Below are 23,813 nucleotides of genomic sequence, written 5' to 3'. Positions count from 1 at the left end.
CGTTTTAGTATCATGAGACATGGCGAATATCTCCCTGTTCCCTCGTGTCTTCAGGTTGCGGCCTCCGGAGCAGTCCGGACCCCGAAGAATCCGGACGCTTCACCCGATATGACGCAGGAGGCATCATGCCTCAGAGCTTTGGCTCGGCGCGGTTGCCGGCAAAAAGCTTGCCGCCACCATAGTAGCCCGAGATCTTGTCCTCCTCGAGCAGTGTCACCTGACGCGGGCTCGCGATGGAGGGCACGGTGGCGAAATGCTTGCCATGCAGCGCATGCACGTTCACCCGGTCGGATTTGATGTTGGCAAAGGTGATGGGCAGCAGCCGCGTGCCGGAGCCCCATTTGCTGTCCAGTTCAAGCTCCAGATACCGGACCAGCTGTTCCGGCTCATCGAGCCACATGTCGGTGATCTTGCCGACAATCTCGCCGTCGCCTGCGACCACGGGCAGACCGCGCGGGTCGCGACCGGCTGCGACGTGGAAGCCTTCAGCGCCCGACATCGGCACGATCTTGGGATGGCCGTGGCCGTCAAGCTCCGGCGCGTCGCGGCGCGGTGCCCATGAGGCAGGGCCGACACCATCCAGCATCGGATCGCCCGTGGGCTCCAGCGGATAGCCGTTGCCGGGGCCCGTTCGTTTCATCGCGATGTCCTTGCGCTCGGGCGCCTGACCGCTGGGTACGGTGACTTCGCCGCGGCCATGTGGCAGTTTGAAAGTCTTGTCAGCAGGCAGCGGGAAGAGCCCGGGGTTGGATGACTTATTGCCTTCGTCATCTTCGAGCGGATAGCCCTCGCGCATGTTCTCACGCTGGATCCAGATGATCAGTGCCGCAAAGAAAATATAGAAAAGCCAGAGCGTTACGCTGGCCAGATCGACTTCGCCAAAGAATGTTCCAGTCATGTTGTTTCCTCCTGAAACGGGGTCATGTTGGGAAATCGGCAAGGCCCATGCGGGCAGTGCCGGTCTCCTTCGGGGTGATGGGACCGCTTTGGCGCACGAGGGGTCCCAGGATCACGAGCGTGGCAAACAAAAGGCCAATCTCGGTATGGTAAACGAATGAATAGCCGGTGGCGGGGCTGTTGAGCGCTTCGCCGAGCTGGCCGGTTGTGGCGGCATGTCCGACCCAGTCGCGCAGCCCGCCGCCGATTGCGATGGAAAGACCTGCGGCGGTTGCCTGCGCCGCCCCCCAGGCACCGAGGGCCAGACCGCGACCCGCAGTACCGGCCGCCGGCATGGTCATGGCCGCCGTCAGCGTGGAGACTGCGAAAAGTCCGCCGCCAAAGCCAATGAGTCCGGCGCCGGTGAAAAACAGCACCGGTGAGTTCATCGGTGTGGCAAAGATCACAAGAGAAAAGGCCCAGATGCCTGCCAGAATTCCGCCCCCGGCCAGCCGGTAGGCGTTTGAGCCGCGCGCCAGGCGCGCGCCCGCCAGTGCAAAGCCCGCCAGCGCGCCGATGGCCCAGAGCGCAGTCAGCAGCGTGGTCGCCGAGACCGACAGGCCGAGAATTTCGCCACCGTAAGGCTCAAGCAGCACGTCCTGCATGTTGAACGCCATGGTGCCGACAAAGACACAAGCGAGCAGGCGACCTGCCTGGCCGCCGTTCATGAAATCAGCCCAGGCATCGGCAAATCTGGGGCGCGGGGCCTCGCGCTCGGCACGGCTCATGGGCCGTACATGTTCTTGTTTCCAAAGGGCAATCAGGTTCAAAACGATGCCGAAAACTGCCGCACCCTGGATCACACGAATGAGTTTCAGCGAGGTAAAATCGCGCAGCAGCAGGCCGACGATCACCGCCGAAAGCCCCATGCCAACAAGGAACATCACATAAAGCAGCGCCACAACGCGTGGCCGTGTTTCATCCGTTGCACGGTCAGAGGCCAGCGCGAGACCGGCCGTCTGCGTCATATGCAGACCGAGACCGGTCATCAGAAAGGCCAGGCCCGCCAGCACTTCACCGGCAAAGGGGATTTCGTGCACCACATCGCCGCCCAGCACCAGCAGCGCAAAGGGCATCACCGCCAGCCCGCCAAACTGCCAGAGCGAGCCAAACCAGATGTAGGGTACCCGTTTCCAGCCTATGGCAGAACGATAGGTATCAGAGCGGAAGCCCAGCAACGCCCGGAAGGGCGCAATCAGCACCGGCAGCGCAATCATCAGCGCCACGACCATCGCCGGCACCGAAAGCTCCACAATCATCACCCGGTTCAGCGTGCCCAGAAGCAGGACCGAAGCCATCCCGACAGAAACCTGGAAAAGCGACAACCGCAAAAGCTGTGCCATCGGCAGATCAGGGCTGGCGGCATCGGCAAAGGGCATGGCCCGGAGCGAAAGATTCTGCAGGCGGCTGCTCATGCGCGCACCTCCAGGGCCTGGCTGATGTAAAAGCCGGACGTGATCCGGTCCACGGGGCGCAGCGTGCGGCGCAACCCCTGTGCCCTCGCGACACGGGCCAGCGGTTCATGCGCATGCGGCACCATCACCGGGCTGCGATCGCTGCGCGGAAAGAGCTTGCCGGCGTACCACATCGTCATCAGCAATCGCGTGCGCGGCGCAACAGTAAAGACAATCGCGCCATTGGTGCGCTTTTCCAGACCGGCGAGCGCGGTGCCGATATCCTCGGCAGTGTAATAGATCAGACTGTCCATCGCGACGACGTAATCAAACTGCCCCAGCGCCGGGCTGAGCATGTCGCCGGCGGTGAAGGTGACCTTGCGGCGATACTCTGGTGGCAGACGTATCTCTGCAATATCAACGAGTTGTGGGGATATATCAGCAGCCACGACCGCGGCGCCCCGGGCGGCCAGTTCAACTGTCATCTGCCCCGCACCGCAGCCGGCATCCAGCACCCGTGCGCCGCGCAGGTCTTCGGGCAGCCGGCTCAGCATCAGCGCGCGCATTGCATCGCGCCCCTCGCGCACGGTCTGACGGATCTTCGAGACAGGCGCATCCGAGGTGAGCCGCGCCCAGGTCCCGGTCGCAGTCTGATCGAAATACTCCTCTACCCGCCCGAGCGTGGCACCATAGCCCGCGTCCGGCCCTTTGCCGGTCGGGGGCGGCGCTATCGTCTCAGGAAAGGTCACGTCGTCACGCATCAGTCAAATCCAAGCAGCTCAAAAATCTCACGGTCGGGCAGCGGGGCAGGGGCCAGGGGCTCCGTCCCGTTCCACAGCGTCTCCGCCAGACGGATGTACTCTTTGCGCACCTGAACGACCTCTTCGTCGTCGGGCATCTCAAAGAGCGTTTTCTTTTTCAGCCTGGAGCGGCGGATCGCATCCAGATCGGGCATATGTGCAATCCGGTTAAAGCCCACGGTTTTGCAGTAACGATCTACCTCATCGGTATCCTTCGACCGGTTGGCGACACATCCCGCCAGCCGCACTTTATAGTTGGCTGATTTGGCCTGCACGGCGGCGATGATCCGGTTCATCGCGTAAATGCTGTCGAAATCATTGGCTGTCACAATCAGCGCCCGGTCGGCGTGCTGCAAAGGCGCTGCAAACCCGCCGCAGACCACATCGCCCAATACGTCGAAAATCACCACATCGGTGTCATCGAGCAGATGATGCTGTTTCAGCAGCTTCACCGTCTGGCCCACCACATATCCGCCACAACCGGTCCCGGCAGGCGGCCCGCCCGCCTCCACACATTTCACCCCGTTGAAGCCGTCGAAAACGAAATCTTCCGCGCGCAGCTCCTCAGGATGAAAATCAACCTCCTTCAGAATATCAATTACCGTCGGCACCAGCGTGCCGGTCAGCGTAAAAGTGCTGTCATGCTTGGGGTCACAACCGATCTGCAACACCCGCTTGCCCAGCATCGAAAAGGCCGCCGACAGGTTGCTGGAGGTCGTGGATTTGCCGATCCCGCCCTTGCCATAGACTGAAAAGACCTTCGCCCCTTCAATCTTCGCGCTCTCGTCCTGATGCACCTGCACCGATCCCTCGCCGTCTGCGCCGCGCAATGCGGGAGGTGTTCTGTCCAAAGGGCTCATGGTTCGTTCCTTTCAAAGGGGCGCACACCCCGGCTTCTCTGGCTGTCAAATATCCCGGGGTCCGGGGCAGGGCCCCGGTCCGTCGGGCAGATCTGATACATCGGGGTCATTGTGCAGCCACCCCTTCCATCCGGTCTTCCAGCGCATCCGCTGCGTCCTGCAGCGCGGCCAGCGTCGCCTCATCGGGCGACCAGTAATTTCTGTCACGGGCCTCAAGCAGCCGGTTCGCCATCCGGCTCGACGCGGTGGGGTTCAGATCCGCCAGCCGCTGCCGCATTGCCTCATCAAGCACAAAAGTTTCGGATATCCTCTGATAGACCCAGGGCTCCACCTGACCGGTCGTGGCCGACCAGCCGAGCGTATTGGTCACCGTCGCTTCGATCTGGCGCACCCCTTCGGCGCCATGCTTCAGAAGGCCCTCGAAAAATTTCGGGTTCAGAGCGCGCGCGCGGGTCTCAAGTGCGACCTGGTCTTTCAGGGTGCGCACCTTGCCGGCACCTCGGGTCTGATCCCCGATATAGACGGCCGCGTCCGACCCTTTCGCGCGTTTCACTGCCCGGGCAATGCCGCCCAGCGTGTCGAAATAATGATCGACCGTCGTCACCCCGAGCTCTACGGATTCGAGGTTCTGATAGGCCACATCGACCTCAGCAAGCTGCGCCTGCAGAAGCGCGGCATTTGCCGCGGCCTTGCCGTCTGTCCCGTAGGCAAAGCTTTTGCGCGCCTCATAGGCATCGGCAAGCTCGTCCTCATCGCCAAAGGCCGAGCTGTCCACCAGCTGATTTACATTCGATCCGTAAGCGCCTTCGGCATTGGAGAAGACCCGCAGTGCAGCCTCTTCGATCGCGCAGCCGGTTTTTTCCATATAGGCCAGCGCATGGGCGCGGATAAAGTTCTGTTCCACCGGCTCGTCGGCGCTTGCGCATTTCAACGCCGCTTCGGCCAGCATCCGGGTCTGCAATGGCAGCAGATCGCGGAAAATCCCCGAAAGCGTCATAATAACATCGACGCGCGGCCGGCCCAGTTCCGCCAGCGGCACCAGATCGGCCCCGGCCAGGCGGCCAAAACTGTCAAAGCGCGGGGTGCAGCCCATGAGAGCCAGGGCCTGGGCAACCGGGCCACCGTCGGATTTGATATTGTCGCTGCCCCAAAGCACAAGCGCCACGGTGCGCGGCAGGCTGTCGTGAGTTTCCAGCAGCAGCCTCGCCTGGGCCGCACCGTCTTTGCAGGCAAAGGCCGTGGGCATCCGGAAAGGATCAAAGGCGTGGATGTTGCGCCCCGTGGGCAGCACGTCCGCAGAGCGGATCAGATCGCCGCCCGGCACCGGTGCGATAAACCGTCCTGAGAGCGCGCGACAGATCGCATCAAGCTCTGTCTCCTGGCGCAGCAGGTGATCGACCCGCGCCCGCGTCTCGGCGTCAGCGTTGTCCATGATGCTGATGTATTCGGCGCGCGCGGCGTCACTCAGCGGCTGGCCGACAATATGCAAACCGTCCGGAATAAGCGCGTCTTCGGTCTCCAGCAGTTTCAGCCAGAGCGCATCGGGAGCAATTCCGCCCATGTCCACAGCCGTGGCCTGATCTGCGATCAGAGCTTCGAGGTCGGCCCGTTCAGGAGCGTCGGGACCGGTCCCGCGCCAGCGCGTGAGGCTGTCCTTGAGATCGATAAGCCCTTTATAGAGACCGGATGTGGCCAGCGGGGGCGTGAGATGGGTGACCGTGACCGCACCGGACCGGCGCTTGGCCAGGGTGGCTTCCGACGGATTGTTGGAAGCATAAAGATAGACGTTCGGCATCTCGCCGATCAGCCGGTCCGGCCAGTCGCGGGCCCCAGGTCCTGCCTGTTTTCCCGGCATGAATTCCAGCGCGCCATGCATGCCGAAATGCAGCAGCACATCCGCCTTCAGCGTATTGCGCAGCCACAGATAGAAGGTTGCAAAGGCATGGGTGGGCGCGAAACCTTTTTCAAAGAGGAGTCGCATCGGGTCGCCTTCATACCCGAATGCAGGCTGGACCCCGACAAAGACGTTGCCGAAATGCGCGCCCAGCACGAAAACGCCGCGTCCGTCGGACTGCACACGGCCCGGAGCGGGGCCCCAGACGTCTTCGATCTCACTCAGATGAGCCGAGGTGCGGACGATCTCATCCGCGCTGACGTGATCCGCAACATTTGCTTCCTGGCCGTATTGCGCGGCATTTCCCCTGAGCACTGCCGCACGCAGCGCATCCACATCCGCCGGTACCTCAACGTCATAGCCGTCTGCCTTCAGGCGGTTCAACGTATTGAAAAGGCTCTCAAATACACTCAGATAAGCGGCTGTACCAACTGCGCCCGCATTGGGTGGGAAGCCGAAGAGAACAACGCCGACCTTTTTGCCGGCGTTTTCGCGGCGGCGCAGATGCGCCAGCCGGATGGTCTTTTCCACCAGGCTGTCCACCCGCTCGGGACAGGGGGCCATGGCTTTGGCGTCAGATCGCGAGGCGCACATATGCGCGCACCCGTCACAGCCGTCCTGCCCGTGCCGGCCGGCAAAAACCGTGGGGTTGGTTGCACCGTCAAGCTCCGGCAGCGCGATCAGCATCGTGGTCTCGATAGGTCCGAGACCCTGACCGGAGCCTGCCCATTGCGCGAGCGTCTGAAACTCCAGCGGATGAGCCGCGACATATGGGATATCGAGATGCTCAAGCACCTCAATCGCAGAAGCATTGTCATTATAGGCAGGGCCGCCGACCAGTGAGAACCCGGTCAGCGAAACCATGGCGTCAATCTTTGCGCCCTTTTCATCGCGGAACCAGGCATCAATTGCGGGGCGACCATCGAGCCCGCCGGCAAAGGCCGCCACAACCCGGATGCCGCGTGCTTCAAAGGCCCGGATCACCGCATCATAATGCGCCGTATCCGATGACAGCACATAAGAGCGCATCATCAGAAGGCCGACGGTGGCGGTATATCCTTCGGGGGCAGGGAGCTGGTCGATACCGGTCGTTATCCGCCCGGCGAGGTCAGGGTGATAAAGCCCCGCATCGGGATACTCAATCGGGGCAGGGGCCTCATCCGCCGCCGGCCAGCCCGTGTCGCGCGCATAGCGGTTGACGAGGAAGCGGACCATTGCCTCGACGTTATCGTCCGAGCCGCCGAGCCAGTACTGCATGCACAAAAACCATGCGCGCAGATCCTGGCTCTTGCCCGGGATAAAGCGCAGGATTTTCGGCAACCGGCGCAGCAGCGCCATCTTGTCCGCACCGGACGAGCTGGAGGGTTTTGACGAGCCCCGCAGCTTTTTCATCAGTTTCATGGTGCCCGACTGCGGGGCCATCATATCAAGTGAGCCCATGCGGGTCAGTTTCACGATCGACGCATCGGCAATGACGCCGATCATGGCGTCACAGGCATCGCGGCGCGCCTGCAGTGCGGGCAGGATCCGGGCGATGTGTTCTTCGAGGAAGAGCAGATTGGCGACGATGATATCGCCTGTGAGCACAGCCTCGCGGGCGGCTTCAAAAGCACCAGGCGTCTCGCCCCATTCCGCTGCCGCATGGACCGAGACCGAGAGGCCCGGATAATCCGCGCCGAGTTTGTCCATCGCGCGCATGGCCGGACCCGCCGCGTGGCTGTCCAGCGTCAGGATTACGACGCGGTACCCGGGCAGGCGCCCTGTGATGCCACGGTCATCGCGCATAATGGGCCTTTGCCTCGTAAAGGGTATCAACGCTGATTTCGGAGACGCCGCGTTCCGTGGCGAAGGTTTCGGTGTTGCGCCGCGCCTTGCCGCGCACAAAAAACGGAATCTTCTTTAACTCGCGCTCGGCATCGTCGAGCCAGATCACACAGCCGTCCCCGGCCGTTTTCGTCTCTGTGGCGGCGGGCGCAGGCGCAGATGTTGCGTCGTTGGCGGCTTTTGGCGCGTGACCGCCGTGATGCGAGGGACCTGCTGCATCGTGAAATTCAAAATCATCGCGGAACATGTGCAGAAGGTGCTCTTCGAGCCCCATGACCAGCGGATGCACCCATGTATCAAAGAGCACATTGGCACCTTCGATGCCCATTTGCGGGGAATAGCGCGCCGGGAAATCCTGCACATGAACCGGGGCTGAGATCACAGCACAGGGAATGCCGAGGCGTTTGCCGATGTGCCGCTCCATCTGGGTGCCGAGGATCATTTCGGGCTGCAGCGCTTCGATGCTGCGCTCGACTTCGAGATAATCGTCGGTGATCAGTGCTCCGACACCGTAATCTTTGGCGAGACTGCGGACCGGCCGCGCCATTTCGCGGTTGTAACAGCCAAGGCCCACGACCTCGAATCCCATTTCATCGCGCGCGACACGGGCAGCAGCCGCAACATGGGTGCCGTCCCCGAAGATAAACACGCGCTTGCCGGTCAGATAGGTGCTGTCGACGCTTTTTGAGTACCAGGGCAGACGCAGCCGGCTTTCGTCCAGATAAGGATCAAGACCGGTAATTTCCGCCACTTCGCGGACGAAATCGCGGGTGGCACCCACACCGATGGGCACGGTTTTTGTATAGGGCTGGTCGAGTTCCCGCTCCATCCAGCGCGCTGCACTCTCAGCGGTCTCAGGATACATCAGCACGTTAAAGTGTGCGGCCCCCATGCGGGCAATGTCCGAGGGGGATGAGGTCATCGGGGCGACAACATTGACGCTGATGCCCATGTCCGACAGCAGGGCCGTTATCTCGGTGATGTCGTCGCGATGCCGGAAGCCCAGAGCCGTCGGCCCGATCAGGTTACAGGTGATCTGCTGTGTGCGCTCCACCGGCTTTGCCAGTGTGCGCACGATCTGAAAGAAGGTCTCATCTGCGCCGAAATTTTCTTTGCGCTGATAACTCGGCAGTTCAAGCGGTATCACCGGCACCGGAATGCCCATGGTTTCGGACATGCCGCCGGGGTCGTCCTGGATGAGCTCGGCGGTGCAGGAGGCGCCCACAATCAGCGCTTCTGGCTGATAGCGGGCATAAGCGTCTTCGAGCGATTTTTTGAACAGATTGGCCGTGTCAGAGCCGAGATCGCGGGCCTGAAAGGTTGTGTAGGTAACTGGCGGACGGTGGTCGCGCCGTTCAATCATGGTGAAGAGCAGATCCGCATAAGTGTCGCCCTGAGGTGCGTGCAGCACATAATGCAGCCCGGTCATGCCGGTGGCGACACGCATCGCGCCGACATGGGGTGGGCCCTCGTATGTCCAGACCGTGAGCTTCATGCGGCGGGGTCCGTGAGGGGCCGGCCCCTCACACTCCCCGGGATATTTTTGAGCCAGAGAAGGGGGGTCATGCACGGACCCCCAGTTGCAGCAGGTCAGAGCGGCGCAGCGGGCGCGAGAAGAGACCGGCAAGATCGCCTGCCTGTTCGTAGAAATGAACCGGTGTGAAGACAAGCTCGATGGCCCATTTTGTGGAGAGGCCTTCTGCTTCGAGCGGGTTGGCGAGGCCAAGCCCGCAGACCGTGAGATCGGGGCGGGCGGCGCGGCAGCGATCAAGTTGCAGGTCGACGTCCTGACCTTCGGAAAGCACGGGACCCTGAGCCAGCATGTCGAGATCAGGGCCAATGATGCCTTTGTGTATGAAGGGCGCGCCGACCTCGATGGCCTGCATGCCGCATTCGCGGGTCAGAAAGCGGGCCAGCGGAATTTCGAGCTGGCTGTCGGGAAAGAAAAATACCGATTTGCCGCGCAGGCTTTCAGAGGCCTGTGCGATGGCTTTGCGGGCACGGGCGCGCGGGGCGGCGGTTACACTTTCAAAAGTCTCGTCATCCACACCGAATTCATTGGCGATGGTGCGCAGCCAGGCGGTGGTTCCCTCTTCGCCGAAAGGGAAAGGGGCCGCGATGTGGCGAGCGCCGCGGCGCTCGAGTTCTGCATGTGTGTCACCGAGGAAAGGCTGCGTCAGGGCGAAGACAGTGTCTGCACCAACGCCCAGGTCACTGTCGGCACGTGGCGCGGGCAGGACGCGGACCGGCCCGATGCCCATCTGCGTGAGCAGCGAGATCGCCTGTTCCTCGACCACATCCGGCAGGGCACCGACAAGGAGCAACTGGCGATGGTCTGTTTCCGGCAGCACGGGAACCATGGAGGCAAGGCAGGCGTCTTCGCCTTGTGTAAAGGTTGTCTCGATGCCGGAGCCTGAGAAATTCAGCACCCGCACAGAGGGCGCGTATTTCTCGGTCATACGTTCGGCGGCGCGTGACAGATCCAGTTTGATCACTTCGGACGGGCAGGAGCCCACAAGAAAAAGCTGACGGATGTCTGTGCGGCGCTCCAGCAGCTGATCAACGACTTTGTCGAGCTCAGTCTGGGCATCAGCAAGGCCCGCCAGGTCCGATTCTTCGAGAATCGCCGTCCCGAAACGCGGCTCGGCAAAAATCATCACGCCGGCGGCGGATTGCAGCAGGTGGGCGCAGGTCCGGCTGCCGATGACCAGAAAAAAGGCGTCCTGCATTTTGCGGTGAAGCCAGATGATTCCCGTCAGACCACAGAACACCTCGCGCTGGCCGCGCTGCTTCAGAATCGGTTCATCGCGGCATCCGCCGGAGGTGGGAAGGCGCGGCAGATCGTTCATGCTGCGACCTCCGTCCGGGGCGGGGAAAGCGCTGTCGCCTGCAGTCGTGCGGCCCGGAGTTTGAGCACGAACTGGACTGCGTTTATCACGTAGGCGGCATAGGCTGCGAGGGCCAGAAACATCAGCGTGCGGGGATCAAGCGCGCCACTGAAAAGCGCCCAGATATAGGCGGTGTGCAGCGCGATAACGGCAAAGGAAAAGACGTCTTCCCAAAAGAAGGCGGGGGCAAAAAGGTACTGACCGAAAACGATTTTTTCCCAGATCGCACCGGTGACCATGATCACGTAGAGTGCGAGCGTTTTGAGCAGGACAGAAACTGTCGCGGCGATATAGCCGTCGCCTGTCCAGAGATAGCGCAGTACCAGCACCAAAGAGACAAGAAAAACGGCAAACTGCAGCGGCGCCAGAACCCCCTGAACCGTGGTCCAGACAGTGGCATCGCGACGGGCGCGTTCGGCCGGCGAATAAAGGCCCGCGCGGTCTGTTCTGGCTGGTGTTCCGGAGTCCATCCCCATGGAGGCCTTTCGCGCCTGTTACCTTTTGAAAGTAGCGTTTGTTTGCGAAAAGTGTCAACTGTAACTTACACATTGAAAGTGGCGAAATGACAATCTGGTCTGACATTGAGATGGCTGAAATTTCCCCGATTTTGCGATTACTGAAGGTTTAAAGGTGATTTTTACTGAATTGAATCCGGTCAATCCCCGCAGATATGTCAATTTGATTTGACATTTTGGTGGTGAAGGCAGAGTCTGTACGCGCAAACGTGTCCGGGCCGGAGCCTGGCCCTTTCCGGGAAATGCAATGCCGACCGATGACCACAGAGAAACGCCTCGTACGGAGCGCAGCCGACCGGTTTATGTCGATGCGCTGGCAACACGGGTGATTTCCGTGCTGAGCAGCAGACAGGCCATCTCTCCGGGTGGCATGCGTCAGTTCGTTCTGGATCATCTGTTGCGCGCCGCGCTCTGCCCGGGTGGGTTTGAACCCTCAGCACTTATCGCTGAGTTGCGCGGGCACCGTCTGTCGGTCGATGAAATCATTGACATTTATATCCCTCAGGCGGCGATCGTGCTCGGGCAGATGTGGGTTGATGATGACGCCAGCTTTGCTCAGGTGACGATCGGATCAATGCGGTTGCAGTCGCTGGTAGGGGAGGCGGCAGCCGGCAGCGTGCCGGATGTGGTTACGGACCGTACCCGCCTGACCGGGCTTGTCGTTGTGCCGGCCAATGAGCAGCATTTCCTCGGCGCCAGCGTGCTTTCCGCACAACTCAGGCGCCTTGGCTGCGATGTGGGCACATCTTTTGACGAAGACGAAGGATCGCTTGCGGCGCGGGTGATGCTGGACTCCCCGGATCTTGTACTGGTGACCTGTTCACGCACTGAAAACCTCGACACTGTGCGCCGGACGGTACAGACCATCCGAAGTTCTGCCCCCGAAGGCTGCGTCATTGCGCTCGGCGGTCTGGTGACATCTTATGACAAGGAACTCAAAGCAAATACCGGGGTCGATATCGTGACCAGCAAGGCCGCGGAGGCCGTTTCTTTTTGCGCATCTGAGTTCGCGGCCAGCCGCTCATGACGACCGGAGAGAATACATTCTGGAGCAGCGGTGCTGTTCCCCTGATCGAGCCTGAGTTTCTCAGCAGCATCATCGGAGCCGCGTCGGATATCGCGCTCGTGGTTTCCGCCGAAGGCATCATTCTGTCGGTGGTTCTGAATACGCATATCGAATCCTTTGGTAATCTGAAGCATTGGGAGGGGCGTCCGGTCGCGGATTTTCTGACCTATGAGTCCGTGCCGAAGTTCGAAAAGGCGCATAAAGCCTATCTCGCCGGCGAGGTGCCTGAAAAGCCGCTGGAACTTAATCACAGCGACAATGCGGTCTGGCAGTATCCGGTCCGTTATACCTTTCACCGGTTCGGGCATGAAAACGCAGCATTGCTGCTGGGACGTGACCTGAGACCGATTGCTGAAACGCAACAACAGCTGGTCAAGGCGCAGATCGCGCTGGAGCAGGGGTATGAGGCGCGTCGCGAGTTTGATGCGCGGTATCGTGTGCTGATGGCCAACATCTCGCAGGCGGTTGTCTTTGTCTCGGTGCAGTCCGGGCGGATCGATGACGCGAACGAGGCGGCGGCAAACTTGCTGGGTCTGGGGACAGAGTCGCTGCGCGGCAGTTCGCTGGCGCAGCATTTCAACGACCGCTCCAGTGTCGAGCTGACCGAAAGTCTTCTGAATGCGACGTTGTCGGATGAAGGCGGGCGGGTCACCCTGCGTGCGACCCGCACACGTCAGCAGATTGTTCTTCAGCCGGTTGTTTTCAGGGCAGGGGGTCAGCGCGTTCTGCTCTGCCGTCTGGCATCGGATGCCGCCGTGGCGGAAGCCACCGGCGAAGCTGCAAATCAGGCGCTGTCACTCTTCCGTCTTGGTGCGGACGCCATGCTTTTTATCTCGCCCAAGGGCGTGATCCTGTCTGTCAATGAAAGCTTCCTTGATCTCGTTGGCGCGCCGCATCTTTCAGGTGTGGTCGGGCGCAGTCTTGGCGATTTCCTGAGCCGCGGCCAGATTGACCTGAGCGTTCTGACGGATCCGCCCCAGCGGGGGGGCCAGATGCGGACCTATGCCACCAGGCTGATCAACGATCTCGGCACCCGGGTGTCGGTGGAGATTTCCGCCACGCACCTCGATGATGCCGATGCGCCGTCGATCGGATGTATCGTGCGTGATGTCAGCCGGGTCGAGGCACAGCGCAGTGCCGCCGGTGCGATTGCGGCTGGTCAGATGCCGCCGGAATCGAGCCGGAACGTTATGGATCTGGTCGGATCGGCGTCGCTCAAGGACATTGTGGCCGAAACCACCGATGTCGTTGAGAAGATGTGCATTGAGACTGCAGTCGAACTGACCAGTAACAACCGGGTCGCTGCAGCAGAGATGCTGGGGCTGTCACGCCAGAGCCTCTATGTGAAGCTGCGAAAGTACGGTCTGCTCGCTAAAAACACCTGATCCGGGCGCTGTTCTCCCACTTGCGCCGACTCAAAGTGTCAGCCATAGTTTACACATGTCTGTCACTCAGATCATACAGCCGCGCCGCTTCCCCGAACCAGCCGCCGCACTGCGCCTGATAAAACCCGTGACATGGTTCCCGCCGATGTGGGCCTATCTCTGCGGTGTTGTATCGTCCGGCGTCCCGCCGGCGGGGCAGTGGATGCTGGTGCTGCTCGGCGTGGTCCTCGCAGGCCCGGTGGTCTGTGGCATGAGCCAGGCCGCCAACGACTGGTGCGACCGCCATGTGGACGCCATCAATGAACCGGACCGCCCGATCCCCTCGGGCCGGATCCCGGGCCGCTGGGGCCTGTGGATCGCGCTCGCGATGTCGTTGCTCTCTCTCTTTGTTGGCTGGCAGCTGGGCCCATGGGGTTTTGGTGCCACTGTGCTGGGTGTGCTTGCCGCCTGGGCCTATTCCGCCGAGCCGGTGCGTCTGAAGCGCTCGGGCTGGTGGGGGCCTGGTCTCGTGGGTCTGAGTTATGAAACCCTGCCGTGGTTTACCGGTGCCGCCGTGCTGAGCGCCGGTGCACCTGCGCTGCCCGTGATTGTGGTGGCGCTGCTGTACGGTATCGGCGCGCATGGCATTATGACGCTGAATGATTTCAAGGCGCTGGAGGGTGACCGCCAGACCGGGGTAAACTCCCTGCCGGTTGTGCTTGGTCCTGCGCGGGCGGCGAAAGTCGCCTGTCTGGTCATGACCCTGCCGCAGATTGCGGTCACGGCTCTGCTGTTTCTCTGGGACAAACCGCTGCATGCCGCCGGCGTCGCGGCCGTGCTGCTCGCGCAGTTCCGGGCAATGACCGTTATGTTCAAAGACCCGGAAGGGCGCGCGCCCTGGTACAACGGTACCGGCGTGTTGCTTTATATCACCGGCATGATGATTGCGGCCTTTGCGCTCCGGGGGCTCGCATGACGCCGCTGAGCTGGCTTTCGATCGCCCGTCTGGGTCTGGTGCAGATGGCTCTGGGGTCGGTTGTGGTGCTGACCACGGCGACGATGAACCGGGTGATGGTGGTCGAACTGGCGCTGCCGGCAATCCTGCCCGGGCTGCTGGTCTCTCTCTATTATGGCACACAGTTTCTGCGACCCCGGTTCGGGCACGGCGCAGACCAGGGCGGCCGGCGCACCCCCTGGATCATCGGTGGAATTGCTCTGCTTGCCGCCGGTGCCTTGGGGGCTGCGCTGTCGGTCGGCGTGATGGAAAGCAGCCTGTGGGCCGGGATCGCGGTGGCCATCCCGTCCTTTCTGCTGATCGGTCTGGGGATCGGGTCGGCGGGCACTAATCTGCTGGCGCTGCTGGCCTCCCGCGTGAGCGAAGGGCGCCAGGCACCCGCCGGCAGCCTTGTCTGGATTATGATGATTTTCGGCCTTGCGGTGACCGGCATCACCGCCGGCATCCTGCTTGACCCCTATTCTCACAGCCGTCTTGTGGCGGTCACGTTCGGCGTTTGCGCTGTGGCGCTGGCACTGGCCTGTATCGGTGTCTGGGGTCAGGAAGGTGCCGCCGCCGGCCCCGTGAAATCCCGCAGGCAGGCAGCCTTCCGGGAGGTTACGCGCGAACTCTGGGGCGATCCGCGCGTGCGGGTCTTCACAGTTTTCGTCTTTGCCTCAATGCTTGCCTATAACCTGCAGGATCTGATCCTTGAGCCCTTTGCCGGGCATGTCTTTGGCCTCACTGTCGGTGAAAGCACCCGGCTGGGCGGCATGCATCACGCAGGTGCGCTGGCCGGCATGCTGATCGTTCTGCTTTCCGGGACGCTGCTGGCGCGCTGGGTCACTGTGCCGGTCCGGGTCTGGATCGTCGGCGGCTGTGTCCTGTCGGGTCTGTCGCTGATTGGCCTTGCCTGGGGCGGGGCGCGCGCACCCGACTGGCCGCTTGCCGGTAATATCTTTACGCTGGGTCTGGCCAACGGCACCTTTGCCGTCGCAGCCATCGGCGCCATGATGAGTCTCGCGCGTGAGGGCGGTGACGGACGCGAAGGCGTGCGCATGGGGCTCTTCGGCGCGGCCCAGGCGATTGCTTTTGGTGCCGGCTCCTTCATCGGAACTGCTATGGTCGATATCATGCGCTGGCTGACATCCGCGGATGCCACGGCCTATGGCGCCGTTTTCACATTTGAGGGTTTTGTATTCCTGATCGCGGCAGCGCTGGCCATGCGCCTGACGGCTCCCGGAGCGGATAACCAGAACCAGACCGCAATGATGCCGGGGGAATGAAAAATGTATGACGTAGTTGTTGTGGGCGGGGGCCCGTCGGGTGCCACCGCAGCGCTGGATCTGGTGAACTCCGGCCATAAGGTGGCATTGCTCGACCGCGAGGGTCGGATCAAACCCTGTGGGGGCGCGATACCGCCGCGGCTGATGCTGGATTTCCACATCTCAGATGAGCAGCTCCTGGCAAAGGTCAACACGGCCCGTATGATTTCGCCCACCGGGCGTCATGTCGATATCCCCATCGAGAACGGCTTCGTCGGGATGGTCGACCGCAAGGATTTTGATCCCTTCCTGCGGGCCCGCGCGCAGGAGGCAGGTGCCGCATATTTCACCGGCACCTTTGTGCGCATAGAACGCCCCGGTGGCACGCCGGTCGTGATTTACCGTGACAAAGCCACCCAGGAAGAACGCGAGCTGCCCTGTAAGCTGGTGATCGGTGCGGACGGTGCCAAGTCCCGTGTGGGTCTGGCCGAGGTCAAAGACGCAGATAAGGTGCCGCTGGTCTTTGCCTATCACGAGATCATCAAAGCGCCACCCAGATCAGACACCTACGATCCGGTCCGTTGCGACGTAATCTATGACGGGGCCATTTCGCCGGATTTCTATGGCTGGGTCTTTCCGCATGGTGACAGTGCCAGTGTCGGTATGGGCACTGAACTGTCGTCGGTTAATCTCAAGGAGGCCACAGCGGCCCTGCGCGCGGCTTCGGGTCTGACCGGATGCGAGACGATCCGCAAAGAGGGCGCGCCGATCCCGCTGCGCCCGCTTGACCGCTGGGACAATGGCCGCGACGTGCTGCTGGCAGGGGATGCCGCCGGTGTTGTCGCACCGTCCTCGGGCGAGGGGATCTATTACGCGATGGTCGGGGGCCGGGTCGCGGCAACCGCCTGTGCGGCCACGCTGGCCTCGGGCCGGGTGAAGGATCTGCGCCTTGCAAGACAACTTTTCATGAAAGAGCACAAGATGGTCTTCCGGGTGCTGGGTTCCATGCAGAACGCGTACTATCGCAGCGATGAACGACGTGAACGCTTTGTTTCGCTCTGCCATGATGTGGACGTGCAGCGCCTGACCTTTGAAGCTTATATGAACAAGAAACTCGTGCGCGCACGGCCCATGGCGCACCTGAAAATCGGGTTGAAGAACCTTGCGCATCTTACCGGTCTTGTGCCAGTGACCCGCGTATGACGATTATGATCCCGGCCTGGGTAGACGGCACACTGACACCTGTTGAAAAGCTGGAGGCCCATGTGAAGGGGCTGCGACACAAGGCCGTGTCGGTCTTTGTCATGCGCGGCGAGGCGGTGCTGATGCAGCAGCGCGCGATGTGCAAATACCACACGCCCGGGCTCTGGACGAACACCTGCTGCACGCATCCGGACTGGGACGAGGCGCCGCTTGACTGCGCGGTGCGGCGGCTGGACGAAGAGCTTGGCCTGACCGGTCTCAACCCTGAGCACCGGCACCATCTGGAATACCGCGCTGCAGTGGGCGGCGGGCTGACTGAACATGAGGTCGTGGATGTGTTTGTCGCCGAAGCCGGTCCCACTCTGAAAGTAACGCCCAACCCCGAAGAGGTCATGGCGGTGGAATGGGTGCGTTTCAGCGATCTGCTCAAACGCGTGACATGGGAGCCGGAGCGGTTCACGCCCTGGCTCAGGATTTATCTGCGGGATCATGCGCAGACGATTTTCGGGGACGTCGCAGAAGGCGTCACTCCCTGAACGGGTCACGCAATTTGCTCAGACAAGCCCCAGTGCCATGGCCGCTGCCGTGCGCACGGGATCAATGACAGGAACCCCCAGATCCGTTTCAAGCTGTGCGCGCCGTGGAGAAAAACCGGCACAGCCCGGTATGACGGATCGTGCGCCCTGCGCGAGCAGTTGTTTACCGGCCGCAAGCGTTTCAGCATAAACCGCATCCGAGCGCCCGGCGTCGAGGGCTGAGACCCCGCTCAGGCCGACCTCTCCTGCGCAGTGATGTGCAATGCCCAGCCGGTCATAAAACGCCATGTGCCGCGGGATTGAGGCAGGCGAAAGTGCAATCACGCCAAAGGGCGCGCCGGTCGCAATGGCAGTCATCACCGAGGCCATCTGGATGCCGATGACGGGTATGCGGACGCTGTGTCGCAACTCTTCCAGCCCCGGATCGGAAAAGCAGGCGATGATGATCGCGGCGGCATCGGTCCGTGTTGCAGCAAGGTCCATCACGCGGGCGCCGGCCTCTGTGACATCCTGATCCGTCCTGATCGTGCGCGGGCTTTTGGCGATAGTGACGCAGTCGAACCGCCCGGCGGCACCGGGCAGGGCGTTCACGGCGGTCGCAATTTCATCCGTGACGGCCACAGTTGAATTGGGGTTGATCACGAGGATGGGCGCGGTGCCGTTCATGTCGCGCGCGCCAGGGGCTTGCGGGCGATGAACCGGCCCTGGCCTTCCGCGGCGCATAGCACGCGGTCACGGATCACGGGCAGTCCGCGGTTCAGGACGGTCACGGGCCGCCCGGAGATTTCCATGCCCTCAAACGGCGTGTAATCCATATTGTCGTGCTGGTCCTCCAGGGTCACGTGCCAGCGCGCTTCGGGATCCCAGATAGCGATATCGGCATCGAGCCCGGGGGCAAGGTTTCCCTTGGTATCAAGCCCGAAAACCCGGGCAGCATTGGTTGCGGACAGCCCCGCGAACGTCTGCAGGCTGATGCGCCCCGCCACGACGCCTTCGGAAAAGAGCCAGGGCAGTCGCATTCCGATCCCAGGCATGCCGTTAGCGATGGCAGGGTAGGGGGCCTGCGCCCCGTTGATGAATTTACCCGTCTCATCAAAGCGGTACGGCGCATGATCCGAGCTGACGCAATCGAACGTGCCGGCGGCGATATTCTCCCAGAGCACCTTCTGTATTGCGGCATCGCGCAGGGGCGGCGAACAGATAAACTTTGCCCCCTCCATGCCGGGCCGGTCGAGATCCTCTGCCGTAAAGGCCAGGTAATGCGGGCAGGTTTCTGCAAAGACTTCGGTGCCGGCAGCTTTCTCCCGCGCGATGATCGCCGCCCCGCCGGGGGTCGATACATGCACCACAAAGAGCGGCGCGCCGGCCAGTTTCGCCAGTGACACGGCGCGGTGAATGGCTTCTTCTTCGGCAAGCGCAGGTCGGCTCTCTGCGTGATACCGGGGTGCGGTTTTGCCCTCTTTCGCCAGTTTTTCGTTCATCCAGCGGACCATCGCGTCGTTCTCTGCATGCACCATCGTGACAGCACCATGGGCCCCGGCAGTGGTCAGAATATCCAGAAACTGGCGGTCATCCACCTTCACCAGATCATAAGTCATGAAGACCTTGAACGAGGTCACGCCGCGCTCAAAGGCCATGGGCAGGCCTGAAGTCAGTACCTCGGGTGTCGGATCGCTGATGATCAGATGCCAGGAATAATCAATCACGCTGCGCGCTGCGCGCTGGCCATAGGTGTCGAGGACGCTGCCCACCGATTGTCCGCGCTGCTGTGCGGCAAAGGGCACGAATGAGCTGTTTCCGCCGAAGGCTGCTGACACCGAACCGGAAAAGTAATCATCCGCGTTCATCACCCCCGCGGCACTTTCCTGTGCAATATGCGCATGGGTTTCGATGCCGCCGGGCAGCACAATGTGGCCTGTGGCATCGATCACGGTTTCCGCGCCGGTCAGTCTGTCGTCGATGGCGGCAATGCGCCCCTCGCGGATGCCGATATCGGCCCGTGTGCGCAGGGTGGTGGTGCAGATTTCGCCGCCACGGATAATGGTGTCGAATGTCACGGGCGGGGCTCTTATGTCAGTGGTGCAGGCATCTGTGCATATCCTGCCCGATGCCGCGCCGGGCTGCAAAGCTAAAGCGCCTCGCGGATAATTCTGTAATGATGATTATGTAATATTCCGGCGTATATCATCGCATCCTGTGCGCAAAGCCTTCACCCCGGGGCCGACCTCCGGTAATGAGAGATGGAACCGGCGCGGCCTGCGCCTGAGAGGCAGTGAAACCGAGATGTCCAGCATCACTGATACGGTCCCGCGCACCGATCTGATTGTCTGTCCGCAATGTGATGCGGCCTGGAGTCTTGCGCGCCCTGAACCCGGTGAACGTGCGGTCTGCCAGCGCTGTCACACGGTGCTGATCACCCCGCGGCGCAAGGCCGGGATGCAGATCATCGCACTGGCGACAGCGGTTCTGTTTCTGATCATCGCGGCGGCTGTTTTCCCGTTTCTTACGATCTCTGCCGGTGGGACCACCAATTCGGTATCGATCCTCGAAGCCGCGCTTGCTTTCAGTGACGGGCCGCTTGTCCTGCTGGCCCTCGCGACAGCGGCGCTGATCGTTTTTATCCCGCTGACCCGCGTGCTTTTGTCGCTTTATGTGCTGGTGCCGCTGGTCTTTGACAGACCACCGGCGCCACATGCCGCGCGCGCCTTCCGCCTGTCCGAGGCGCTGCGGCCCTGGTCGATGGCGGAGATTTTCGTGATTGGCTGTGCCGTGGCGCTGATCAAAATCAGCGAACTTGCGGATGTTACTTTCGGCCCTGCATTCTGGATGTTTGCAGCGCTGGTCGTTCTTGTTGTGCTCCAGGAGAGCTTTTTGTGCAGGTGGTCGGTATGGAACGCGCTGAGCGAACCTCAAAAGTCATAACCGCCCGGGATCTGGGGCTGGTGGCCTGTCTGCGCTGCGCCCAGGCCTGGCCGCGCGAGACCGAGCGTTGTGGCCGCTGCGGACACCGGCTGATCCTGCGCGACGAAAAAAGTCTGCAGCGCGTGGCGGCGTATTGGCTGCTCGGTTTTGCCTGCTATATCCCCGCGAACCTCTATCCGATGCTGAAAACCGAAACGCTGCTGTCGGTGCAGGAGGCAACGATTGTCGGCGGCGCGATCGAGTTCATTTATTACGGCAACTATTCAATTGCGCTGATTATCCTTTTCGCCAGCGTCGTCATCCCGCTGGCGAAATTTATGGCGATTGCCTTTCTTGCGGTCTCCGTGGTCCGCCCGTCCAGCACCGGGCCGCATCAGCGCCAGGTGCTCTATGAGGTTGTGGAATACATCGGGCGCTGGTCGATGATCGATATCTTTGTGGTTGCGATCATGTCCGCACTGGTGCAACTGAACAGCCTGGCCTCCATGCACCCCGGGATTGCCAGTCTGTTTTTTGCGCTGTCAGTGATTTTTACGATGCTCTCCGCTCAGGCCTTTGACAGCCGCATGATCTGGGATGTGCAGGACCAGCGCGAAGGAACGAAACCGTGAGCGACACACCTGAAAAAGTCTCAGTTGAGACCGCCCGCCGGTCCTGGACTCAGCGGATTTCAGTGATCTGGCTGATCCCGCTCATTGCTCTGGTGATTTCGCTCGGTGTGGCGTTTCAGTCCTGGAATGAACGCGGACATCTTATCACGATCGAATTTGAAAGCGGCTCCGGCATATCACCGCGCCAGACGGAACTGCGATACAGGGATGTTAAGGTGGGTGTGGTCGAGGACGTGCAGTTCTCTGAAGATCTCAGCAGCATCATCGCCTCAGTCCGCATTGATAAAAAAGTGGCGCCCTATGCGGATGCCGGCGCCGGTTTCTGGATCGTGCGCCCGGAGCTGACCGCGCAGGGCGTCTCCGGTCTGGATACCGTCATCAGCGGTGTTTTCATCGAAGCGTCATGGGACAGTGAAATCGGTCCGATACGGCGGTCGTTCAAAGGGCGCGAGACAGCACCGCTGTTCCGGCCCGGCGACGAGGGTCTGCAGATCGCGTTGCGCACCATCCCAGGTGGCACGCTGACTGATAACTCGCCTATTCTCTTCCGCGGCATCGAGGTCGGCCGGGTAGGGTCCGCGCGTATCTCCGGGCGGGGTAATTTTGCCATCGCCGAGGCCATCATCTATGAGGATCATCGCGATCTGATCACCCGCTCGACGCGGTTCTGGGACACATCCGGGTTCAGTGTTTCGATCGGGCCCACCGGTGCTGAGGTGGACTTCTCCTCGCTGGCGACACTGGTCGGGGGTGGCATTACCTTTGACACCTTTGTGTCCGGCGGCGCGCCTGTTGCGGATGGCACTGTCTTTGAGGTGTTCGGTGATTCCTCGGCGGCGCGAAACAGTGTCTTCAATGCCTCCGAGGTCGAGTTGCTTGAGATGCAGGTGATCTTTGACGAGAACATCTCCGGCCTGACGGTGGATGCTCCGGTGGAACTCAGTGGTCTGCGCATCGGGTCGGTGGAGAGCCTGTCGGGCATTGTCGACAGTGACGCCTTTGGCGACAGTCGCGTGCGCCTCAATGTCGTGATCGGCGTGCAGCCTGCGCGCCTGGGCCTGCCCGGTGAAGTCAGCGCCGATGCGGCCCTTGAGTTTCTCACAGAACGGGTTGCGGCCGGCCTGCGCGCGCGGCTGGCGTCCGGCAGCCTTCTGACCGGGGGCCTGAAGGTCGAACTGGTGGAAGTGGCCGATGCGGAACCTGCAAATATCTCCCGTAACAGTGACAATGTGGTTCAGTTTCCGAGTACCGAAAGCGAAATCTCCGATGCCGCGGCGACGGTCGAGGGCGTGTTTACCCGGATCAACAGCCTGCCCATCGAAGAGCTGCTGAACAACGCTATTCTCTTTATGGAAAGTGCCACGGCGCTGGTGTCGGACGCGGATCTGCGCGGCACCTCCGAAGAGGTCCGCGGCCTTCTGGGCGACGTACGCGGGATCGTGACATCGCAATCGGTGCAGGATATTCCTGTGCGTCTCAACGCCTCTCTTGAACGGATCGAAGAGTTGCTCGTGCAGCTTGCCAGTGAACAGCTGGTGCCGCGGGTGATCGAGGCGATTGATGCGGCGACAAGTGCTGCTGTCTCTGTCGGGGCCTCGGTCGAAGGTGTACCGGAGCTGATTGATCAGCTGAACGCGGTGGCGGCAAAGGCAGAAACGCTGCCCGTCGAGGATCTGATTGTGGAACTGACGGGCCTGACCAGTGCCGCAGAAGCTCTGATCGATACCGACGCTGCCCGCGATCTGCCGGCCTCGCTCGGCTCCGCGCTGGATGAGCTTAATGCAACACTGGCCGATCTGCGTGCCGGGGGGGCGGTGGATAACGTCAACGCCACGCTGCTGTCAACGCGTGAGGCGGCCGATGCCGTCGCACTCTCCAGCCAGGACCTGCCCGCGCTGGTCGAGCGGATTTCGCGCGTTTTTGAGCAGGCGAGCGCCACGATCGCCGGCTATAACAAAGGCGAAGCGCTGAGCCGTGATGCTCAGGCTGCCATGCGCGATATCTCACAGGCCGCAGAGGCCATCACATCGCTTGCGCGGTTGCTCGAACGCAACCCCAGCGCGCTGATCAGAGGACGATAATATGAGACACCTGGTGACCGCCCTGATCGTGACGCTGACCCTGGCGGCCTGTACCGGCACGGCCGAACGTTACGCAGTGCCCGCACCTGGCGTCAATGAGCGCCAGCGCATCGCCTTCCGGGCTCTTGAAGTGCGCGAAGTGTCCCTGCCCGCCTATGCCGCCGCCGATGAGATATCTCTGCAGGATGACGCAGGCCGGCTTGTCAGTGACGGCGCCGTGCTCTGGGCAGACACACCCGACCGGGCGATTGCGCTCGAACTTACCCGTCATATCGCGCAGCTTTCCGGGGCACGTGTGGCGTCCTCGCCCTGGCCGTTCGAGAGCTTCCCTGATGCACGTCTTGATCTGAGGTTTGAATCGCTGGTTGCCGGAAACGACGGACAGTTCCGCGCAAAAGGACAGTATTTTGTCGCTGTGGCCGAGGGCGGGCGGGAACGCTCCGGGCTTTTTGATCTCAGCGTGGCCTATGATCCGGCTGCCGGCCCCGGTGCCATTGCGGTTGCCCGCGGACAAATCATTCTGGATCTTGCCCGATTTGTGGTGCGCAACGGGCTGCGTTAATCCGGCCAGTCAGCCAGTGCCTGCGCCACGCGGGTTAAACCGTCGTCAAGGTTGACCCCGGCGCCACCGCCCACGCCCAGCCTGATATGTCCCGGCTG

At 61.7% G+C, this 23,813-nt stretch carries 20 protein-coding genes; 10 read left to right on the top strand and 10 right to left on the bottom strand.

What is annotated here, in order from left to right; translation table 11 throughout:
* Positions 1-130: 130 nt before the first annotated feature.
* From puhA to bchF, 8 genes are all read right to left on the bottom strand, one after another.
* Positions 131-898: a photosynthetic reaction center subunit H gene (gene puhA / locus Q0M35_RS05220; RefSeq protein WP_169642588.1), complete on the bottom strand. Its 768-nt coding sequence runs from the start codon at positions 896-898 to the stop codon at positions 131-133.
* Positions 899-920: 22 nt separating this feature from the next.
* Positions 921-2,351, bottom strand: a complete 1,431-nt coding sequence (locus tag Q0M35_RS05215) for a PucC family protein (protein WP_295313164.1) — start codon at positions 2,349-2,351, stop codon at positions 921-923.
* Complete coding sequence (gene bchM / locus Q0M35_RS05210; protein ID WP_295313163.1) at positions 2,348-3,091, bottom strand: magnesium protoporphyrin IX methyltransferase; 744 nt, start codon at positions 3,089-3,091, stop codon at positions 2,348-2,350. Before bchM ends, Q0M35_RS05215 begins: the two co-directional genes overlap by 4 nt.
* Positions 3,091-3,990 carry a ferredoxin:protochlorophyllide reductase (ATP-dependent) iron-sulfur ATP-binding protein gene (gene bchL, locus Q0M35_RS05205; protein WP_295313162.1) on the bottom strand — a complete coding sequence of 300 codons (900 nt, stop codon included), beginning with the start codon at positions 3,988-3,990 and terminating at the stop codon, positions 3,091-3,093. The genes bchM and bchL overlap by 1 nt, the downstream gene beginning before the upstream one ends.
* A gap of 106 nt (positions 3,991-4,096) precedes the next feature.
* Complete coding sequence (locus Q0M35_RS05200) at positions 4,097-7,669, bottom strand: magnesium chelatase subunit H (protein ID WP_295313161.1); 3,573 nt, start codon at positions 7,667-7,669, stop codon at positions 4,097-4,099.
* Positions 7,659-9,203: a ferredoxin:protochlorophyllide reductase (ATP-dependent) subunit B gene (gene bchB / locus Q0M35_RS05195; protein WP_295313160.1), complete on the bottom strand. Its 1,545-nt coding sequence runs from the start codon at positions 9,201-9,203 to the stop codon at positions 7,659-7,661. The genes Q0M35_RS05200 and bchB overlap by 11 nt, the downstream gene beginning before the upstream one ends.
* A gap of 67 nt (positions 9,204-9,270) precedes the next feature.
* A complete protein-coding gene (locus Q0M35_RS05190) occupies positions 9,271-10,557 on the bottom strand; it encodes a ferredoxin:protochlorophyllide reductase (ATP-dependent) subunit N (RefSeq protein ID WP_295313159.1) in 1,287 nt (428 codons plus the stop codon).
* A complete protein-coding gene (gene bchF, locus Q0M35_RS05185) occupies positions 10,554-11,066 on the bottom strand; it encodes a 2-vinyl bacteriochlorophyllide hydratase (RefSeq protein ID WP_295313158.1) in 513 nt (170 codons plus the stop codon). Before bchF ends, Q0M35_RS05190 begins: the two co-directional genes overlap by 4 nt.
* A gap of 292 nt (positions 11,067-11,358) precedes the next feature.
* On the opposite strand from bchF, the gene Q0M35_RS05180 reads away from it, so the two are divergent.
* The 6 genes from Q0M35_RS05180 to idi are packed head-to-tail and all read left to right on the top strand — an operon-like array spanning position 11,359 to position 17,539.
* Complete coding sequence (locus Q0M35_RS05180; protein WP_295313157.1) at positions 11,359-12,138, top strand: cobalamin-dependent protein; 780 nt, start codon at positions 11,359-11,361, stop codon at positions 12,136-12,138.
* On the top strand, positions 12,135-13,562 hold the full coding sequence (ppsR, locus tag Q0M35_RS05175) for a transcriptional regulator PpsR (protein WP_295313156.1): 1,428 nt from the start codon (positions 12,135-12,137) through the stop codon (positions 13,560-13,562). Before Q0M35_RS05180 ends, ppsR begins: the two co-directional genes overlap by 4 nt.
* Positions 13,563-13,617: 55 nt before the next feature.
* On the top strand, positions 13,618-14,517 hold the full coding sequence (gene chlG, locus Q0M35_RS05170) for a chlorophyll synthase ChlG (protein ID WP_295313155.1): 900 nt from the start codon (positions 13,618-13,620) through the stop codon (positions 14,515-14,517).
* Positions 14,514-15,821: a BCD family MFS transporter gene (locus tag Q0M35_RS05165; protein ID WP_295313154.1), complete on the top strand. Its 1,308-nt coding sequence runs from the start codon at positions 14,514-14,516 to the stop codon at positions 15,819-15,821. The genes chlG and Q0M35_RS05165 overlap by 4 nt, the downstream gene beginning before the upstream one ends.
* A gap of 3 nt (positions 15,822-15,824) precedes the next feature.
* Positions 15,825-17,003 (top strand): geranylgeranyl diphosphate reductase, encoded by a 1,179-nt coding sequence (locus tag Q0M35_RS05160; protein ID WP_295313153.1) that lies wholly within the window; start codon positions 15,825-15,827, stop codon positions 17,001-17,003.
* Positions 17,000-17,539, top strand: a complete 540-nt coding sequence (idi, locus tag Q0M35_RS05155; RefSeq protein ID WP_295313152.1) for an isopentenyl-diphosphate delta-isomerase — start codon at positions 17,000-17,002, stop codon at positions 17,537-17,539. The genes Q0M35_RS05160 and idi overlap by 4 nt, the downstream gene beginning before the upstream one ends.
* 18 nt (positions 17,540-17,557) lie before the next feature.
* Here idi and Q0M35_RS05150 read toward each other — a convergent pair whose 3' ends face one another.
* Both Q0M35_RS05150 and hydA read right to left on the bottom strand, forming a co-directional pair.
* The gene (locus Q0M35_RS05150; RefSeq protein WP_295313151.1) at positions 17,558-18,205 is read right to left on the bottom strand and encodes an aspartate/glutamate racemase family protein; all 648 of its coding nucleotides are present in this window, start codon (positions 18,203-18,205) and stop codon (positions 17,558-17,560) included.
* A complete protein-coding gene (gene hydA / locus Q0M35_RS05145; protein WP_295313150.1) occupies positions 18,202-19,596 on the bottom strand; it encodes a dihydropyrimidinase in 1,395 nt (464 codons plus the stop codon). Before hydA ends, Q0M35_RS05150 begins: the two co-directional genes overlap by 4 nt.
* A gap of 226 nt (positions 19,597-19,822) precedes the next feature.
* Between hydA and Q0M35_RS05140 the strand changes: the two genes are divergently transcribed.
* Genes Q0M35_RS05140 through Q0M35_RS05125 form a run of 4 tightly spaced genes read left to right on the top strand, consistent with a single transcriptional unit; the run spans position 19,823 to position 23,715 of the window.
* Positions 19,823-20,461, top strand: coding sequence for a paraquat-inducible protein A (locus tag Q0M35_RS05140; protein ID WP_295313149.1), 639 nt, complete (start codon positions 19,823-19,825; stop codon positions 20,459-20,461).
* The gene (locus Q0M35_RS05135) at positions 20,428-21,072 is read left to right on the top strand and encodes a paraquat-inducible protein A (RefSeq protein WP_295313148.1); all 645 of its coding nucleotides are present in this window, start codon (positions 20,428-20,430) and stop codon (positions 21,070-21,072) included. The genes Q0M35_RS05140 and Q0M35_RS05135 overlap by 34 nt, the downstream gene beginning before the upstream one ends.
* On the top strand, positions 21,069-23,153 hold the full coding sequence (locus Q0M35_RS05130; RefSeq protein WP_295313147.1) for an MlaD family protein: 2,085 nt from the start codon (positions 21,069-21,071) through the stop codon (positions 23,151-23,153). Before Q0M35_RS05135 ends, Q0M35_RS05130 begins: the two co-directional genes overlap by 4 nt.
* Before the next feature lies 1 nt (position 23,154).
* Positions 23,155-23,715 carry an ABC-type transport auxiliary lipoprotein family protein gene (locus Q0M35_RS05125; RefSeq protein ID WP_295313146.1) on the top strand — a complete coding sequence of 187 codons (561 nt, stop codon included), beginning with the start codon at positions 23,155-23,157 and terminating at the stop codon, positions 23,713-23,715.
* Positions 23,716-23,813: the final 98 nt, after the last annotated feature.

It is taken from the genome of Roseobacter sp., from assembly GCF_024639605.1.
GTDB lineage: Bacteria > Pseudomonadota > Alphaproteobacteria > Rhodobacterales > Rhodobacteraceae > Roseobacter.
The sequence above is the reverse complement of the archived record's forward strand: the minus strand, read 5'-3'. Positions and strand labels throughout refer to the sequence as shown.